Raw genomic sequence first — 14,342 nt, 5'->3', positions numbered from 1 at the left:
AGGAAAAGTGTTGCCGATGAAAGCCCTATCCATTCGCCAGCCCTGGTCATGGCTGATCATCCACGGCGGCAAGGACATCGAGAACCGCTCCTGGCACACGAAGCTGCGCGGTCGATTCCTGGTACACGCCGCCAAGGGCATGACCCAAAAGGAATACGCAGATGCCTGCAATTTCTGCCACAGCCAAGGACTGAATCAGCCGCCGTGTTTCGATGAGCTGAAGCAGTACTGGTGCGGCGGCATCATCGGCTCGGCTGAGCTGGGCGACAGCCTAGATTCCAGCGATTCGCCCTGGTACATGGGGCAAAAGGCCTTCCTGCTGCGCGATCCGAAACCGCTGCCATTTACCCCGCTCAAGGGCCGGCTCGGCTTCTTTGATGTACCTGACGAACTGGTGACGCCATGACCGACAACGCCGAACTGAAGCGGCTGGCCATAGCTGCGCCAGCCGGGCCCTGGTATCAGCATGGCGGAATCAAGCAGGTCGTCGACCGCGACTGTGAGGCCGTATGCGAAACCTTCGAGGAGGATGGCGACTGCCCTACAGCGCGCTTCATTGCCGCCGCCAACCCCGCCGTAGTACTGGCCCTGCTGGACGATCTCGACGAAGCCCGCAACGGCATGAAGTACGCCTGCGGGCTGCGACTGAAAAAAGAGATCGATCGACTCCGGGACGAGAACGAGGAGCTTCGCGCCCAGATTGGGAGAGCGCAAATAGTTGAACTTGCGAATTTCGACTGGGATGCCGAGCTGACCGCGCTGCGCAAGAATGCTGAGCGCTACGAGGTCCTGCGCCAGGCCGACTTGGACACCATCCATAACGGCGGCCTGTTCGCCGGGCTCACTCCCGAAAACGTCGTGGTAAACGGCGGCGAGCTTGACGTGCTTGTCGACGCGGTTATCGCCTCACGCAAGGAGCCACAGCCATGATCCTCCCCATGCTCTACATGGCCCACCTGATATATCGGGGGACGAGGCCATGACGTGCATCCGGATCGAGCACGGATTCATCTGCATGTCGCCGCTGCACAAGCTCCGTTTATCCGATGGGAGCCGCGTTTTCATGGTCTGGCACAACTATCTCGGCCCGACCTTTTACCGTGATCGCGAAGAGTGCCGAGAGATAGAGGATTGGTTCGACAACCCACTGATCTGCAATGCGCTCGACTGGTTCTGTAAACGCGGCCACCGCTCCTAACCCCAATCCACCTACAGCCTGCCGGTGAACGGCGGGCGGCAGCACTTCAGCAGAAAGAGTGCCGCAAAACGGTGAGCGCCAACGCCGTACCGAAAGCAAGCAACGCCGTCACCACAAACACCGACTGCAAAATCCTGTTTAACCACCGCAACGCTTCTCGCATGAATCACGCCTCATTGATTGGTTGAGCCCTTATTAAACACGGCGTTTAACCAGCAATCGCCTGTGACCTCCCGCGAAAAAGCTGTTTAAGAAATTTCCCACTCAATTAAACGAAAATGCCCACCGATAAACAGCGGGCGAGGAATTCCTACATGTTCGATTTCCTGAAAAAGCGCTTCCGCCGCAAGCCCGCCGATAAAGTCGTCGCACCAAGTCCGGCCAGCCGATCGGCCAGCAGCTTCTCCGCTTCGGCGTCCCAGTCGGCAAGAAACGATCCGTCATCGGATCTGCTCAACCCACTCAATCCTCTCAGCCCGTTGAGCCCCTTCAACCCGTTGAACCAGGTCGATACCTACGAGCCAGCTCGGTCGACCAGTCATTGCGATACCAGCAGTTATTCCAGCTACGACGGCGGTAGCAGTTACTCATCGAGTGACAGCTGCAGCTCGTCCAGTTCGAGCGACAGCGGCTCCCGCTCCAGCAGCGACTGACCCCCTCACCACCTTCTGCCGCCACGCGCGGCATGGAGCACCATCATGGCAAAGGTCATTGCACAAATGACGATCAAGCTCCCCCGGCTTATGGAGGTGAGCGAATACAGGAAGCTGCGCTACGTCGGGGGAAAGCCGAGCGTTCAGCAGCTGAAGAAATGGATTGAGGAAGGCGAGGTGGCAGGAGAAGTGAAAGGCGGGATGTATTTTGTGGACGTCCAGGCCGCAGTGATGGGCTCTACTGACCCGCTGCTGGCCCAAATGATGGAGATCGGCTGATGGCTGCCCGGCCGCGCACACTGAAAAACAGGAAGTTACCGCCGAACCTCTACCCCAACGGGAAGTATTGGCGGTACCGCAACCCAATCACCGGCCTGATGACGAGCATCAACCGCCCCATAGAGGAGGCAATAAAACTAGCCCGGGCGGCGAATTTGAAACTGGCGGCGCTCGTTGTGGACGATGGCGCACTGCTCACCCTGCTGACGGGCGACCGCCTGCCGACTGTCAGCAACCTGCTCCAGCGCTTCCACGATGAATGGCTGGTGGATAAGGGATACGCCGCTCGCACCTTGGAAGAGATCAAATTCAAGATCGAGCGCTACCGGCAGGACCTTGGCGATAGGCTGATCGGGCAGATGGACGTGCTGGCGATGGCCGAGTATCTGGACCAGTTCAGCAACAACGCCTACACCAAGCACCGGGGGCTGTGGGTGCAGATATTCGCGTTTGCCGTGGCCAAGGGCCTGGCCGAGCGAAATAATGCCGAGCTAACTCTGGTGAAGAAAGAGGCGGAGAAGAAGCGGCAGCGGCACACACTAGAGGGGTTGAAGTCGATCATCGACGCAGCGACAACGCCACCTTGGCTGAAGCGAGCAATTCGCCTGGCACTGACCAGTCTCCAGCGCCGCGAGGATATCGTGACCTGGTTGAAGTCGGCGGTCGACATGGACAAGAACACGCTGACCGTGTCGCCGGGCAAGACACAGGGCTACGACAATCCGGTTCACCTGAAGATCACCATGGGTGCAGCGCTGCGTGAAGTCGTCGGCGAGTGCCTGCGCTCGCCGCTGGTCTCGCCCTACCTGATCCATTACAAGCCGAAGGCGCGGCGTCGGGAACAGATCGAAGCGAAGGATCACTGGACGTCGGTAACGCCGGATTATCTGACCAAGGAGTTCAGCAAGGCGCGGGACGCGGCGCACGCTTATGACCATGTGCCCGCCGGTGAGCGCCCCACTTTTCACGAAATCCGCGCTTTAGGAGCGTGGCTCTACGAGCAGCAGAACTTCCCGCAGGAATACATCCAGGCGCTGTTGGGCCACGCGGACGAGAAGATGACCAAGCACTATCAGGAGGGACACGGCGACAAGACGATCGACTATGTTGAGGTGAGCGCCGAACTGGCGTTCTGAGGTGGGAGTTTTGCAAAAGTTTTGCAAAAGTTTTGAAAATCGCAGCCAACAAAAAAGGGCCCACCTTTCGGTGAGCCCTTCTAGACCGCCCAGCAGAGCGGATTTTGTTTGGTAGGCGCGATTGGACTCGAACCAACGACCCCCACCATGTCAAGGTGGTGCTCTAACCAACTGAGCTACGTGCCTGCTGTGAGGCGGCATTCTACGGAATTCCGGAGGGGTGTCAACACCTTTTTTCACCTAACCCTATGAATATGCAAAATATTTAATTTCACAGATACAACGAAGATTTAGGGGTGGCTGGCGGCGGATTTTTATCTCGGGTAGGATCGCCGCATTCGTAAAAAATATAAAACAGAGGTTCCAGAATGACGAACACATCCTACCCAGCGTCGTATTACGCCGCATCGGCCAATCCGGCGCCGTCGCGCCCTGCCCTGCAGGATGAGGTCGAAACCGATGTGTGCGTGATCGGTGCGGGCTATACGGGGTTGTCTTCCGCGCTGTTTTTGCTGGAGCACGGTTTCAAGGTCACGATCGTTGAGGCAGCCAAGGTTGGGTTTGGTGCTTCGGGTCGCAACGGTGGGCAGATCGTCAACAGCTACAGCCGCGACATCGATGTGATCGAACGCAGCGTCGGTCCGCAGCAGGCGCAGTTGCTCGGCAACATGGCGTTCGAGGGTGGGCGGATCATTCGTGAGCGGGTGGCGAAGTATCAGATTCAGTGCGACCTGAAAGATGGCGGTGTGTTCGCCGCCCTCACCGCCAAACAGATGGGTCATCTGGAGTCGCAGAAGCGTTTATGGGAGCGTTTCGGTCATACGCAGCTGGAGCTGCTGGATCAGCGGCGTATTCGCGAGGTGGTGGCGTGCGAGGAGTACGTCGGCGGCATGCTGGACATGAGCGGCGGGCATATTCATCCGCTCAACCTGGCGTTGGGCGAAGCGGCGGCCGTGGAGTCGCTGGGCGGAGTGATCTACGAGCAATCGCCGGCGGTGCGCATCGAGCGTGGCGCCAGCCCGGTTGTGCATACGCCGCAGGGCAAGGTCAGGGCCAAGTTCATTATCGTGGCGGGCAATGCTTACCTGGGCAATCTGGTGCCGGAACTGGCGGCCAAGTCGATGCCTTGCGGTACCCAGGTGATCGCCACCGAGCCCTTGGGGGAAGAGTTGGCTCATCGCCTGTTGCCGCAGGATTATTGCGTCGAAGACTGCAACTACCTGCTCGATTACTACCGACTGACAGGCGACAAGCGCCTGATCTTCGGTGGCGGCGTGGTGTATGGCGCGAGGGATCCGGCGAACATCGAGGCGATCATTCGGCCGAAGATGCTCAAGGCCTTCCCGCAACTCAAGGATGTAAAGATCGACTACGCCTGGACCGGCAATTTCCTGCTGACGTTGTCGCGTCTTCCGCAGGTCGGGCGACTGGGGGATAACATTTATTATTCCCAGGGCTGCAGCGGCCATGGCGTGACGTATACGCACCTGGCGGGCAAGGTGCTGGCCGAGGCGCTGCGTGGGCAGGCTGAGCGTTTTGATGCGTTTGCGGACCTGCCGCACTACCCCTTCCCCGGTGGTCAATTGTTGCGTACGCCGTTTGCGGCGATGGGGGCTTGGTATTACGGGTTGAGGGACAAGCTTGGGTTCTGAGATTCGCGATCCGTCACCCGCTGCCGGTTAACCCTGTTATCGATCCTCGCGGGTATGCCACAGACGCAACAGGTAAACAGTGGAATCTATTATTTCGTAACGCATCTCATAGTGGCCGATTTGAATTCGGCGGACATCCCGTGGCTCGAACTCTTCAAGGCGCTCACCAATACGCGGATTGGTCAACAACGTGATCGTTGCAGCGGTGAGCTGCTGCACCGTTCGTGCTGCAGCAGGCTGATTCACTGCCGCCAGAAACTCGTAAAGCCGTGAGATATCAGAGAGCGCCTTGCTTGCCCACTTCAACTCCATCAGCGTGGTACCGGCAGCGGAGTGTCGGTGCTGAGGCTATCAGCCCAGGCTTGGACAGCTTGGTGGTCAATCACCCGACCAGCGTCAACATCAGCCAGGGCCTCATGAGTCAAGCGACTACGCTCTTCTTCCTGATCTATCCAAGCCGCCAGTGCCTGTTTAACGATCCAGTTTTTGGAGCGCTCCAGACGCTCTGCCATCAAATCAACTTTTTGGGCCAGGTGCTCAGGGACGTGGGCCGTGACAGATCGGGTTTTGGCGGTGGTAGTCATGTCGGGATTACTCCAAATCGTTACTGCTTCTTGAGTTCAGGTCGCCTGATTCTACGCAGTTCTTCGGCGATTCGATTTAAAGTTAATCATACTGAATAAGAATGCATCGTCAAACGTGCCATCAGAATTGGCAAGGGGCGCATGAGGGGAGATAGAAAAAAACCAAGCCACAAAAACAAAAAACCCCGGTCTTTCGACCAGGGTCTTTGCTATCGACTAGAAGGAGCTTTGTAGCTTTCTTCTTAGCTTCAAGGCGTTCAGTGGGCCTCGAAGCAGATATGGCGCAGCGGACGGGACTCGAACCCGCGACCCCCGGCGTGACAGGCCGGTATTCTAACCGACTGAACTACCGCTGCGTATCGCTATGGACTTGCGTCCAGTTAACTCGTCTGATCAAAGCCTTTCGGCCTGGATCTCGAACCAGGCGAACCTGCTTCGGAAAATATGGCGCAGCGGACGGGACTCGAACCCGCGACCCCCGGCGTGACAGGCCGGTATTCTAACCGACTGAACTACCGCTGCGCGTCGGTGGAGGCTTTTGACAGCTTCCATCTTGCTTTCGCAAGACTCTCAAGAAACATGGTGGGTGATGACGGGATCGAACCGCCGACATTCTGCTTGTAAGGCAGACGCTCTCCCGGCTGAGCTAATCACCCTTTGCTGCGTTGAGGCCGCGAAATTTACGCAGGTACCGAAGCTAAGTCAATAGCAGCGTTGGATTTTTTTCAAAAACAGTTTCAAGCGGCAAGCGCCAAGCTACAAGTAAAAGCACCGGACCCGCACCACGCTGCTTGCAGCTTAAAACTTGCCGCTTGCAGCTGCCCCTCACTCATAAATCATTTTCTTGGTCATGCCGCCGTCCACCACGAACTCCTGCCCGGTCACAAAACCGGCGTTGCGCGACAACAACCACGCCACCATCGCCGCCACGTCCTCCACCGTGCCTACCCTGCCCGCCGGATGCTGGGCGTGATCGGCGTCGGTGAGCGGCTGCGCACGACGTTGTGAGGGGTCTCGCGCGTCGATCCAGCCAGGACTCACGGCATTGACCCGGATCTCCGGCCCGAGGCTGATCGCCAGGGCGTGAGTCAGGGCCAGCAGGCCGCCCTTGCTTGCCGCATAGGCCTCGGTGTCCGGCTCCGACTGCGCGGCGCGGGTCGAGGCCAAATTGACGATGGCGCCGTTGTGGGCCCGCAGGTACGGCGCGCAGTGCTTGGCCAGCAACATCGGCCCACCCAGGTTCACCGCCAGGACTCGATTCCAATGAGCCAGGTCCAGGCTTTCCAAGGTGATGTTGTGCGGATCGGCGATGGCCGCGTTGCACACCAGCGCGTCGAGCCTTCCGAACTGCCCGAGTACTTCGGCGATGCCGGTGGCCACCTGCGCCTCATCCGCCACGTCCATGGCGATGAACCAGGCGTTGTCACCCAGGGTTTTCGCCACCTTGGAACCGCGCTCGCGGTCCAGGTCGGTCAGCACCACCTGCCAACCTTCACAGATCAGCCAGGCGGCAATACCGAGGCCGATGCCCCGCGCGGCGCCCGTAACCAATGCAACCCGGCCATGAGTACCGCTCGGCGGCGTAGCCAGCTCGATCACAAGGCCGCCAACCCGCGAGCCAGGTCGGCTTGCAAATCCGCCACATCTTCGAGGCCGACCGCCACGCGGATCAGGCTGTCACGAATACCCGCCGACTCACGCTCCTGCGGCGACAGGCGACCGTGGGACGTGGTGCTCGGATGGGTAATGGTGGTCTTGCTGTCACCCAGGTTGGCGGTGATGGAAATCAATCGGGTCGCGTCGATGAAGCGCCAGGCGCCTTCCTTGCCGCCCTTGACTTCGAAGCTCACCACCGCGCCGAAACCGCGTTGCTGACGCAAGGCCAGTTCATGTTGCGGATGACTCTTGAGGCCGGCGTAATGCACTTTCTCGATGCCGTCCTGCTGCTCCAGCCACTCGGCCAGGGCCTGGGCGTTGGCGCAATGGGCCTTCATGCGCAAGCCGAGGGTTTCCAGGCCCTTGAGGAAGACCCAGGCGTTGAACGGACTGAGGGTCGGCCCGGCGGTGCGCAGGAAGCCCACGACCTCTTTCATCTGTTCGCCACGACCGGCGACGACACCGCCCATGCAACGGCCCTGGCCATCGATGAACTTGGTCGCCGAATGCACCACCACGTCCGCGCCCAGCTTCAGCGGTTGTTGCAGCGCCGGCGTGCAGAAGCAGTTATCGACCACCAGCATCGCGCCCTTGGCATGGGCGATTTCCGCCAGCGCGGCGATGTCCACCAGCTCGGCCAGGGGGTTGGAAGGTGACTCGACGAAGAGCAGCCTGGTATTGGCCTTGATGGCAGCATCCCAAGCGGAAAGGTCCGCCAGGGGCACGTAATCGACTTCCACGCCGAAACGCTTGAAATACTTTTCAAACAGGCTGATGGTCGAGCCGAAGACGCTGCGCGACACCAGCACGTGGTCGCCGGCACTGCAAAAACTCATCACTACAGCCATGATCGCGGCCATGCCAGTGGCAGTGGCAACCGCTTGCTCGGCACCTTCCAGGGCGGCGATACGCTCCTCGAAAGCCCGCACGGTGGGGTTGGTATAACGCGAATAGACGTTGCCCGGCACTTCACCGGCAAAGCGCGCAGCCGCATCGGCAGCGGTGCGGAACACGTAGCTGGAGGTGAAGAACATCGGATCGCCATGTTCGGCTTCCGGCGTACGGTGCTGGCCCGCGCGAACCGCCAGGGTATCGAACGCTACGCCTTCAAGGTCGCTGTCCAGCCGACCGGCATCCCAATCCTGACTCATGCTGCCACTCCTTTATTCGGTTGAACGCAAACCGGCCCCTCAGGGCCGGTTGGGTGTCACTTAGTTGTTGTACAGATCGATGATCGCGCTGACCGCCTGAGTCTTGGCCTTGGACGCGTCGTTACGCGCGTTCTCGATCCGGTTCAGGTAGGCCTCGTCGATGTCGCCGGTGACGTACTTGCCGTCGAATACCGCGCAATCGAACTGCTCGATCTTGATCTTGCCGCCACCCACCGCTTCGATGAGGTCCGGCAGGTCCTGGTAGATCAGCCAGTCGGCGCCGATCAGGTCGGCCACTTCCTGGGTCGTGCGGTTATGAGCGATCAGCTCATGGGCACTCGGCATGTCGATGCCGTAGACGTTCGGGTAGCGCACGGCCGGGGCCGCCGAGCAGAAATAGACATTCTTGGCGCCAGCTTCGCGGGCCATCTGGATGATCTGCTTGCAAGTGGTGCCGCGCACGATGGAATCGTCCACCAGCATCACGTTCTTGCCGCGGAATTCCAGCTCGATGGCATTGAGTTTCTGGCGTACGGATTTCTTCCGTGCGGCCTGGCCCGGCATGATGAAGGTACGGCCGATGTAGCGGTTCTTCACGAAGCCTTCGCGGAACTTCACACCCAGGTGGTTCGCCAGTTCCAGGGCCGCGGTGCGACTGGTGTCCGGGATCGGGATGACCACGTCGATGTCATGGTCCGGACGCTCGCGCAGGATCTTGTCGGCCAGTTTCTCGCCCATGCGCAGGCGCGCCTTGTAGACCGAGATACCGTCGATGATCGAGTCCGGGCGCGCCAGGTAGACGTGTTCGAAGATGCACGGGGTCAGGCTCGGGTTGGTCGCGCACTGGCGGGTGTACAGCTTGCCGTCTTCAGTGATGTAGACCGCTTCGCCCGGGGCCAGGTCGCGAATCAGGGTGAAACCGAGCACGTCCAGGGACACGCTCTCGGAGGCGATCATGTACTCGACGCCTTCGTCGGTGTGACGCTGGCCGAACACGATCGGACGAATACCGTGCGGGTCGCGGAAGCCGACGATGCCGTAGCCGGTGATCATCGCTACCACGGAATAACCACCCACGCAACGGTTGTGCACGTCGGTCACGGCGGCGAACACGTCTTCTTCAGTCGGCTGCAGCTTGCCGCGCTGGGCCAGCTCGTGGGCGAAGACGTTGAGCATCACTTCCGAGTCGGAACTGGTATTGACGTGGCGCAAGTCAGATTCGTAGATCTCCTTGGCCAGCTGCTCGACATTGGTCAGGTTGCCGTTGTGCGCCAAGGTGATGCCGTACGGCGAGTTGACGTAGAACGGCTGGGCTTCGGCCGAAGTCGAGCTGCCCGCTGTCGGGTAGCGCACATGGCCGATGCCCATGTGGCCGACCAGGCGTTGCATGTGACGCTGGTGGAACACGTCACGCACCAGGCCGTTGTCCTTGCGCAGGAATAACCGGCCGTCATGGCTGGTCACGATACCGGCAGCGTCCTGGCCGCGGTGCTGGAGCACGGTTAGCGCGTCATACAGCGCCTGATTGACGTTCGACTTACCGACGATACCGACGATGCCACACATGCGACGCAACCCCTACTTAATGGATCTGAACTGAACAACACTCACTGCGGCGTTTTGGCCGTCGGCAAGAGATGTTCCTTGAACGGTATTTCAGCGGGTACGCTGATACCGCTGGCAAGCCACTGACTGCTCCAACCCAGGATCAGGTTCTTGGACCAGTCTGCGACCAATAGAAATTGTGGCACGAGCCGGGACTCCTGCCACCACGTATCCTGCTGTACCGGCCCCAGGCTCAACAGCCCGACGGCGACGACCACCAGCAACGCGCCACGCGCCGCGCCGAAGGCCATGCCCAGGAACCGGTCCGTCCCGGAAAGCCCGGTGACGCGAATCAGTTCGCCGATCAGATAATTGATCATTGCGCCCACCAGCAAGGTGGCGATAAACAAGATGGCACAGCCCGCGATCACGCGGGCCGACGGTGTTTCGATGTATCCGGCGAGGTACTGGGACAGCGAGCCACCAAACATCCAGGCTACGACTCCCGCAATGATCCAGGTCAGCAGCGAGAGCGCTTCCTTGACGAAGCCGCGACTCAGACTGATCAAAGCGGAGATGGCGACGATTGCAACGATCGCCCAGTCAACCCAGGTAAATGGCACGGTGCAGCCTACAGACGGATAAGGCGGCGCATTTTAGCAGAGCGCAGGGCTGTCGGTAAGCTGCGTGATTCAAATCAGCCAAATGGCGGTCAACCGCGCTCCGGCTGGAAGCGCACCACGAAGCCCTTGAGGTTCTGCTGGCGATTGAGCAGGTCGCGAAGGCGGTCGGCCTCGGCACGCTCGATCAACGGACCGACAAAGACCCGATTCTTGCCATCGGCAGAACGGATGTAGGCGTTGTAGCCCTGGCTGCGCAGGTTTTTCTGCAGTTTTTCGGCGCTGTCACGACTGGTCAGGCTGGCCAGTTGTACCGACCAGCTGACCGACAGGCCATTGGCATCCACGCGGCTTTGCGTGGTGTCCGGCTTGGGGGCTGCGGTGATCGGCTGGGTCGGGGCTGGCTTGATAGCAGGTGCCGCCGGAACAGGCGCTGGAGCGGCGACCGGTTTGCTCGGCACAGTCGGAGCGGGCGCGACAGGCGCTGTTGGCGCTGTTGGCGCTGCAGGTTCCTGGGCCAGCTCTTCATCGCTCGGCACTGGCTCCTGGGGCAGCGCCTGGGGCTCGGGAACCGCGACCTGCTCAACCTGCACAGGCGGCACCGAAGGCGCCTGTGGGGCGGCCGGCGCATCAACCGTGACCTGGCGCTGCTCGTCCTGACGGGAAAACAGCATCGGCAGGAAGATCACCGCCAGCGCCACCAATACCAGGGCCCCGACCATGCGCTGCTTGTACGCCTTATCCAGCAATGCCATCTGCAGCTTCCTCCGTGGAGCGCCGGGCCAGCCATTGCAGGGCCTCGGCAACGCAAAAAAATGAGCCGAACAACAGGATCTCGTCATCGGGTGTCGCCAGGGCGCACTGCCCTTCCAGGGCGGCGGCGACGCTGCCATAAGCATCCACCGAAGCGCCACGACGCTGCAAGGCGGCCTGCAACTCACTGGCCGGACGCGAACGCGGCGAATCCAGCGGCGCCACGGCCCAGTGCTGGACACTAGCATTCAACGCGTCGACAACGCCATCCAGGTCCTTGTCCGATAGCAGCCCGAACACCGCCAGGCGCTTACCTGCCACCGGGCGGCGCGCCAGGCGTTCCGCCAGATACAGCGCCGCGTGGGGGTTGTGGCCGACGTCCAGCAACAGGTTCAGGCGCTTGCCTTGCCAATCGAACGAGCGGCGATCGAGACGACCGACGACCCGGGTCGCCTGCAACGCCTGGACAATCTGCCCGGCTTCCCACGGCAGGCCCAACAGAAGGTAGGCTTGGAGCGCCAGCGCGGCGTTTTCCATCGGCAAGTCCAGCGGCGGCAGGTCATGCAGCTCCACCGGGTTGCCCTTGGCATCGCTGCCGCGCCATTGCCAATGCTGCTCGGTCATGGCGAGGTCGAAATCCCGCCCGCGCAGAAAAAACGGACAGCTCAACTCGCGCACCTTATCCAGCAGCGGTTGCGGCGGATCGAGATCGCCGCAGAGCGCTGGCGCGCCCTGGCGAAAGATGCCGGCCTTCTCGAAAGCCACGGATTCGCGGGTATCACCGAGGTAGTCGGCATGGTCCACGCCAATGCTGGTGACCAGCGCGACGTCCGCATCCACGAGATTGACCGTATCCAGCCGCCCACCCAGGCCAACTTCCAGCACGACGGCATCCAGGCCGGCACGGGCGAACAGCCAGAACGCCGCGAGGGTGCCCATCTCGAAATAGGTCAAGGAGGTCTCGCCGCGCCCGGCTTCCACCGCCGCGAAGGCTTCGCACAGTTGCGCGTCAGAGGCTTCGATTCCGTTGACTTGCACGCGCTCGTTATAGCGCAGCAGGTGCGGCGAACTGTAGACACCGACATTCAACCCCTGGGCCCGCAGCAGCGAGGCCAGGAAGGCGCAGGTCGACCCCTTGCCGTTGGTGCCGGTGACGGTGATGACCCGGGGCGCCGGCTTGGCCAGTCCCATGCGGGACGCTACCGCTTGCGAGCGTTCCAACCCCATGTCGATGGCCGATGGGTGCAACCGCTCAAGGTAGGCAAGCCACTCGCCCAGGGTACGTTGGGTCATAGGCCTGCAGGCACCGGCGGAACCACCATCGGCTCGATCGGCGTAGCGACGAACTTGGGCGTCGGCAGGCCCATCAGTTGCGCCAACAGATTGCCCAGGCGCGGACGCAGTTCCTGACGATGAATGATCATGTCGATGGCGCCGTGTTCGAGGAGGAACTCACTGCGCTGGAAACCTTCCGGCAGCTTTTCACGCACGGTCTGCTCGATCACACGCGGGCCGGCAAAGCCGATCAGCGCTTTCGGCTCGCCGACGATCACGTCGCCCAGCATCGCCAGGCTGGCGGAAACGCCGCCGTAGACCGGGTCGGTCAGCACCGAGATGAACGGAATGCCTTCTTCGCGCAGACGCGCCAGCACCGCGGAGGTCTTGGCCATTTGCATCAGCGAGATCAGGGCTTCCTGCATCCGCGCACCGCCGGAAGCGGCGAAGCAGATCATCGGGCAACGGTTTTCCAGGGCATGGTTGGCCGCACGAACGAAACGCTCGCCGACGATGGCGCCCATGGAGCCACCCATGAAGGAGAACTCGAAGGCCGATACCACCACCGGCATGCCCAGCAGGGTACCGCTCATGGAGACCAGGGCGTCTTTTTCACCGGTCTGCTTCTGGGCAGCGGTCAGGCGATCCTTGTACTTCTTGCCGTCGCGAAACTTCAGGCGGTCCACCGGCTCCAGGTCAGCGCCCAGCTCCACGCGGCCTTCAGCGTCCAGGAAAATATCGATACGGGCACGCGCGCCGATGCGCATGTGGTGGTTGCACTTGGGGCAAACGTCCAGGGTCTTTTCCAGCTCGGGACGGTAGAGCACCGCCTCGCAGGATGGACATTTGTGCCACAGACCTTCAGGCACCGAGCTTTTCTTTACCTCGGAACGCATGATCGAAGGGATCAGTTTGTCTACCAACCAGTTGCTCATGCTTTCTTTCTCCAGTACCGGCGGCCCGAACGCTCTGGTTCGCGGCCCCGCGTATGCCCTTGAGCTTAAATTCATTGTGCGGCGAGGATCGAGGAACCACCGCGGTCAGCGCGAAACATGACCTGCGCCCAGCTCAACCATCCCTGCCATTCCCGACAACCGCTGCACCGCGATTGCCACTACCCTATCGGCCCACCCGGAGGCGGCGCCTGCCTGCTTTGTACAGTGCAGGTATGGACGGCGGCAGTCTGCCAGCCGTCACATTGACGATTGGCTGCTGCGCACAGCCGCCATGAACGCCCGGATCTTCGCCGGGTCCTTGATGCCCCTGGCCTGCTCCACTCCGCCGCTGACGTCCACCGCATAAGGGCGAACCCGCATCATGGCCTCGCCGACATTTTCCGCCGTCAGGCCACCGGCCAGGATGATCGGCTTGCTCAAGCCCTGCGGCACCAGCGACCAATCGAAGGCTTCGCCGGTCCCTCCTGGAACCCCCTCCACATAGGTGTCCAGCAAGATACCGCTGGCACTGGCGAAGGTTGCACAGCTGGCCGCGATGTCATCGCCCGCCTTGACCCGCAACGCCTTGATGTACGGACGATGCCAGCCTTCACAGTCAGCCGGGGCCTCGTCACCGTGGAACTGCAAGAGGCCCAACGAAACTGCATCGAGTATTTCGCCCAGCTCGCAACGGCTGGCATTGACGAACAACCCCACCGGGGTCACGAACGGTGGCAGGGCCTGGATGATCGCCCTCGCCTGCTGCACCGTCACCGCCCGCGGGCTCTTGGCGTAGAACACCAGCCCGATGGCGTCCGCACCGGCCTCGACCGCCGCCAGCGCGTCTTCGACCCGGGTGATTCCGCATATCTTGCTGCGAACGACCGGCATGGTGGTTAAAACCT

General features: G+C 61.1%; 17 protein-coding genes and 4 tRNA genes. 7 read left to right on the top strand and 14 right to left on the bottom strand.

Going from position 1 to position 14,342, the window contains the following annotated elements:
* Window positions 1–16 precede the first annotated feature (16 nt).
* From M8Q45_RS06520 to M8Q45_RS06495, 6 genes are all read left to right on the top strand, one after another.
* Window positions 17–406: an ASCH domain-containing protein gene (locus M8Q45_RS06520; protein WP_249873998.1), complete on the top strand. Its 390-nt coding sequence runs from the start codon at window positions 17–19 to the stop codon at window positions 404–406.
* A complete protein-coding gene (locus tag M8Q45_RS06515) occupies window positions 403–930 on the top strand; it encodes an ead/Ea22-like family protein (RefSeq protein ID WP_249873997.1) in 528 nt (175 codons plus the stop codon). Before M8Q45_RS06520 ends, M8Q45_RS06515 begins: the two co-directional genes overlap by 4 nt.
* A gap of 85 nt (window positions 931–1,015) precedes the next feature.
* Window positions 1,016–1,198, top strand: coding sequence for a hypothetical protein (locus M8Q45_RS06510; RefSeq protein ID WP_249873996.1), 183 nt, complete (start codon window positions 1,016–1,018; stop codon window positions 1,196–1,198).
* A gap of 314 nt (window positions 1,199–1,512) precedes the next feature.
* A complete protein-coding gene (locus tag M8Q45_RS06505) occupies window positions 1,513–1,851 on the top strand; it encodes a hypothetical protein (protein ID WP_249873995.1) in 339 nt (112 codons plus the stop codon).
* A gap of 45 nt (window positions 1,852–1,896) precedes the next feature.
* Window positions 1,897–2,130, top strand: a complete 234-nt coding sequence (locus M8Q45_RS06500; RefSeq protein WP_055135598.1) for a hypothetical protein — start codon at window positions 1,897–1,899, stop codon at window positions 2,128–2,130.
* Window positions 2,130–3,266: a tyrosine-type recombinase/integrase gene (locus M8Q45_RS06495; protein WP_249873994.1), complete on the top strand. Its 1,137-nt coding sequence runs from the start codon at window positions 2,130–2,132 to the stop codon at window positions 3,264–3,266. The genes M8Q45_RS06500 and M8Q45_RS06495 overlap by 1 nt, the downstream gene beginning before the upstream one ends.
* A gap of 109 nt (window positions 3,267–3,375) precedes the next feature.
* On the opposite strand, the gene M8Q45_RS06490 is transcribed toward M8Q45_RS06495, so the two are convergent.
* A tRNA-Val gene (locus M8Q45_RS06490) sits at window positions 3,376–3,452 on the bottom strand.
* A gap of 182 nt (window positions 3,453–3,634) precedes the next feature.
* On the opposite strand from M8Q45_RS06490, the gene M8Q45_RS06485 reads away from it, so the two are divergent.
* Window positions 3,635–4,918 (top strand): NAD(P)/FAD-dependent oxidoreductase, encoded by a 1,284-nt coding sequence (locus tag M8Q45_RS06485; RefSeq protein ID WP_249873993.1) that lies wholly within the window; start codon window positions 3,635–3,637, stop codon window positions 4,916–4,918.
* Window positions 4,919–4,954: 36 nt separating this feature from the next.
* On the opposite strand, the gene M8Q45_RS06480 is transcribed toward M8Q45_RS06485, so the two are convergent.
* From M8Q45_RS06480 to M8Q45_RS06420, 13 genes are all read right to left on the bottom strand, one after another.
* Window positions 4,955–5,230 carry a type II toxin-antitoxin system RelE/ParE family toxin gene (locus M8Q45_RS06480; RefSeq protein WP_249873992.1) on the bottom strand — a complete coding sequence of 92 codons (276 nt, stop codon included), beginning with the start codon at window positions 5,228–5,230 and terminating at the stop codon, window positions 4,955–4,957.
* The gene (locus M8Q45_RS06475) at window positions 5,230–5,502 is read right to left on the bottom strand and encodes a CopG family ribbon-helix-helix protein (RefSeq protein WP_249873991.1); all 273 of its coding nucleotides are present in this window, start codon (window positions 5,500–5,502) and stop codon (window positions 5,230–5,232) included. The genes M8Q45_RS06480 and M8Q45_RS06475 overlap by 1 nt, the downstream gene beginning before the upstream one ends.
* 279 nt (window positions 5,503–5,781) lie before the next feature.
* Window positions 5,782–5,858, bottom strand: a tRNA-Asp gene (locus M8Q45_RS06470).
* A gap of 89 nt (window positions 5,859–5,947) precedes the next feature.
* Window positions 5,948–6,024 (bottom strand) — tRNA-Asp (locus M8Q45_RS06465).
* Window positions 6,025–6,082: 58 nt separating this feature from the next.
* A tRNA-Val gene (locus M8Q45_RS06460) sits at window positions 6,083–6,158 on the bottom strand.
* A 169-nt stretch (window positions 6,159–6,327) separates the two neighbouring features.
* Window positions 6,328–7,101: an SDR family oxidoreductase gene (locus M8Q45_RS06455; RefSeq protein WP_249873990.1), complete on the bottom strand. Its 774-nt coding sequence runs from the start codon at window positions 7,099–7,101 to the stop codon at window positions 6,328–6,330.
* Window positions 7,098–8,309 (bottom strand): O-succinylhomoserine sulfhydrylase, encoded by a 1,212-nt coding sequence (locus M8Q45_RS06450; protein WP_249873989.1) that lies wholly within the window; start codon window positions 8,307–8,309, stop codon window positions 7,098–7,100. The genes M8Q45_RS06455 and M8Q45_RS06450 overlap by 4 nt, the downstream gene beginning before the upstream one ends.
* Before the next feature lie 60 nt (window positions 8,310–8,369).
* Complete coding sequence (gene purF / locus M8Q45_RS06445) at window positions 8,370–9,875, bottom strand: amidophosphoribosyltransferase (protein ID WP_030142021.1); 1,506 nt, start codon at window positions 9,873–9,875, stop codon at window positions 8,370–8,372.
* Window positions 9,876–9,916: 41 nt separating this feature from the next.
* Entirely contained in the window at window positions 9,917–10,477 is a 561-nt protein-coding gene (locus M8Q45_RS06440) for a CvpA family protein (protein ID WP_030142022.1), read from the bottom strand.
* Window positions 10,478–10,566: 89 nt separating this feature from the next.
* On the bottom strand, window positions 10,567–11,229 hold the full coding sequence (locus M8Q45_RS06435) for an SPOR domain-containing protein (protein ID WP_249873988.1): 663 nt from the start codon (window positions 11,227–11,229) through the stop codon (window positions 10,567–10,569).
* The gene (gene folC / locus M8Q45_RS06430) at window positions 11,213–12,520 is read right to left on the bottom strand and encodes a bifunctional tetrahydrofolate synthase/dihydrofolate synthase (protein ID WP_249873987.1); all 1,308 of its coding nucleotides are present in this window, start codon (window positions 12,518–12,520) and stop codon (window positions 11,213–11,215) included. Before folC ends, M8Q45_RS06435 begins: the two co-directional genes overlap by 17 nt.
* Entirely contained in the window at window positions 12,517–13,437 is a 921-nt protein-coding gene (gene accD / locus M8Q45_RS06425; RefSeq protein WP_249873986.1) for an acetyl-CoA carboxylase, carboxyltransferase subunit beta, read from the bottom strand. The genes folC and accD overlap by 4 nt, the downstream gene beginning before the upstream one ends.
* Window positions 13,438–13,695: 258 nt before the next feature.
* Complete coding sequence (locus M8Q45_RS06420; protein WP_249873985.1) at window positions 13,696–14,328, bottom strand: phosphoribosylanthranilate isomerase; 633 nt, start codon at window positions 14,326–14,328, stop codon at window positions 13,696–13,698.
* Window positions 14,329–14,342 lie beyond the last annotated feature (14 nt).

The sequence above is a fragment of the Pseudomonas sp. T1.Ur genome (assembly GCF_023516725.1).
GTDB lineage: Bacteria > Pseudomonadota > Gammaproteobacteria > Pseudomonadales > Pseudomonadaceae > Aquipseudomonas > Aquipseudomonas alvandae.
This window is presented reverse-complemented; position numbering and strand designations above follow the sequence as displayed.

Excerpts from the sequence above, each read along its gene's own strand:
- M8Q45_RS06510 (WP_249873996.1), top strand. The coding sequence starts at position 1,016 with ATGTCGCCGCTGCACAAGCTCCGTTTATCCGATGGGAGCCGCGTTTTC.
- M8Q45_RS06480 (WP_249873992.1), bottom strand. The coding sequence starts at position 5,230 with ATGGAGTTGAAGTGGGCAAGCAAGGCGCTCTCTGATATCTCACGGCTT.
- accD (WP_249873986.1), bottom strand. The coding sequence starts at position 13,437 with ATGAGCAACTGGTTGGTAGACAAACTGATCCCTTCGATCATGCGTTCC.
- M8Q45_RS06520 (WP_249873998.1), top strand. The coding sequence starts at position 17 with ATGAAAGCCCTATCCATTCGCCAGCCCTGGTCATGGCTGATCATCCAC.
- M8Q45_RS06475 (WP_249873991.1), bottom strand. The coding sequence starts at position 5,502 with ATGACTACCACCGCCAAAACCCGATCTGTCACGGCCCACGTCCCTGAG.
- folC (WP_249873987.1), bottom strand. The coding sequence starts at position 12,520 with ATGACCCAACGTACCCTGGGCGAGTGGCTTGCCTACCTTGAGCGGTTG.
- M8Q45_RS06420 (WP_249873985.1), bottom strand. The coding sequence starts at position 14,328 with ATGCCGGTCGTTCGCAGCAAGATATGCGGAATCACCCGGGTCGAAGAC.
- M8Q45_RS06450 (WP_249873989.1), bottom strand. The coding sequence starts at position 8,309 with ATGAGTCAGGATTGGGATGCCGGTCGGCTGGACAGCGACCTTGAAGGC.
- M8Q45_RS06515 (WP_249873997.1), top strand. The coding sequence starts at position 403 with ATGACCGACAACGCCGAACTGAAGCGGCTGGCCATAGCTGCGCCAGCC.
- purF (WP_030142021.1), bottom strand. The coding sequence starts at position 9,875 with ATGTGTGGCATCGTCGGTATCGTCGGTAAGTCGAACGTCAATCAGGCG.
- M8Q45_RS06495 (WP_249873994.1), top strand. The coding sequence starts at position 2,130 with ATGGCTGCCCGGCCGCGCACACTGAAAAACAGGAAGTTACCGCCGAAC.
- M8Q45_RS06500 (WP_055135598.1), top strand. The coding sequence starts at position 1,897 with ATGGCAAAGGTCATTGCACAAATGACGATCAAGCTCCCCCGGCTTATG.
- M8Q45_RS06435 (WP_249873988.1), bottom strand. The coding sequence starts at position 11,229 with ATGGCATTGCTGGATAAGGCGTACAAGCAGCGCATGGTCGGGGCCCTG.
- M8Q45_RS06485 (WP_249873993.1), top strand. The coding sequence starts at position 3,635 with ATGACGAACACATCCTACCCAGCGTCGTATTACGCCGCATCGGCCAAT.
- M8Q45_RS06505 (WP_249873995.1), top strand. The coding sequence starts at position 1,513 with ATGTTCGATTTCCTGAAAAAGCGCTTCCGCCGCAAGCCCGCCGATAAA.